The sequence below is a fragment of the Curtobacterium sp. A7_M15 genome, from assembly GCF_030705415.1.
Lineage (GTDB): Bacteria > Actinomycetota > Actinomycetes > Actinomycetales > Microbacteriaceae > Curtobacterium.
Genome location: NZ_JAUZED010000219.1, coordinates 1 through 1,636, shown reverse-complemented (window position 1 = coordinate 1,636; position 1,636 = coordinate 1). Strand labels below are relative to the sequence as shown.

The following is a 1,636-nucleotide window of genomic DNA, read 5'->3' as shown; positions in this document are numbered from 1 at the left end:
GGTGGGGGTCGCCCCCGCACCGCGCCTCCTGGACGGGGTGACGTCGGGACGTCAGGCCTTGGCGTCGACCGTGTCGCCCTCGGCCGTGATGCCCATCTCCTCGAGCGAACGGCCCTTCGTCTCCGGGATCTTCGCGATGACGAAGAAGAGGGAGAGCAGGGCGAACAGCGCGTAGATGCCGTAGGTCACGGTCAGGTTGAAGCCGGACAGCACCGGGAACGTGATGGTGACCAGGAAGTTCGCGATCCAGTTCGCCGCCGAGCCGACGCCGAGCGCCGTCGCACGGATGCGGTTCGGGAACATCTCGCCGAGCAGGACCCACATGAGCGGCCCCCAGGTGGCGCCGAACGACACGACGAAGAGGTTCGCGAAGATCAGGGCGATGACGCCCCATGCGCCGGGGAGGTTCGGCTCGCCGTTCACGATCGTCGCCTGCGAGAACGCGATCGCGACCATCAGCAGCGACACGAACATGCCCGAGGAGCCCGCGACCAGCAGCGGCTTCCGGCCGAGCTTGTCGACCGTGAAGATCGCGATGAAGGTGACGGCGACGTTCACGACCGAGGTGATGGTCGAGATGAGGAAGGACTGGTCCTCCTTGAAGCCGACAGCCTGCCAGAGCGTCGTCGAGTAGTAGAAGATCACGTTGATGCCGACGAACTGCTGCAGCACGGCGAGGATGATGCCGACCCAGACGATCGGCTGCAGCCCGAAGCGGTTGCCCCGGATGGAGCCCTTCTTCTCGTTGGCCTCCTTCTTGATGCCGTCCTGGATCTCCTCGAGGCTGGTGTTCACCGTGTCGCGCGGCACGATCTTGCCCATCACCTCGCGCGCGTCGTCCGTCCGGCCCTTGGCGAGCAGGAAGCGCGGCGACTCGGGGAGGGTGATGGCGAGGACGCCGTAGACGACCGAGGGGATGACACCCACCAGGAACATCCAGCGCCACGCGGCGAGGCCGAGCACCTGCTCCGCTGCGCCGCCCGCGGTCACCGCGAAGAGCTGGTCGGACAGGAGCGCGGCGAAGATACCGAGCGTGATGGCGAGCTGCTGGAACGAGGCCAGACGACCGCGGATGGCCTTCGGCGAGACCTCGGAGATGTACGCCGGCGCGATGACCGACGCGGTACCGATGCCCAGACCGCCGATGAGACGCCAGATCACGAGGTCCCACGTGGCGAACGCGAACGCGCTGCCGATCGAGCTCACGAAGAACAGGACGGCGGCCCAGAACATCACGCGCGTGCGGCCCCAGCGGTCCGCGAGACGGCCGGCGAAGTAGGCGCCGAACGCGCACCCGATGAGTGCCGAGGCGACGGCGAAGCCGCTCGCGGCCTCGGACAGGCCGAACTCGCCCTTGATGGCCTCGACCGCTCCGTTGATGACGGACGAGTCGAATCCGAAGAGGAAGCCGCCGACCGCTGCCGCGATGGCGAACAGCGTGACCTTCCCCTTGAACGCACGGTCTTCGCCGTGCTGCGTTGTCGCGTTCGACACGATGCTCCAGGTTTCCCGCCGCCGTGCGGGATGCTGCACGGTGCCCCGGCGGTCGGCTGGTTCGCCGTCCGAGCGGCGTTGCGTGTTCCGGAGCGGCCCCGACTGTACTCCGGGATGGGGCGCGGGGGCCAACCGGGGGTGC

The 1,636-nt window shown here is 68.0% G+C and carries 1 protein-coding gene; it reads right to left on the bottom strand.

The window, feature by feature from the left end; genetic code table 11:
- Window positions 1–51: 51 nt before the first annotated feature.
- Window positions 52–1,494, bottom strand: a complete 1,443-nt coding sequence (locus Q7F20_RS18530; RefSeq protein ID WP_305741525.1) for a sugar porter family MFS transporter — start codon at window positions 1,492–1,494, stop codon at window positions 52–54.
- Window positions 1,495–1,636: the final 142 nt, after the last annotated feature.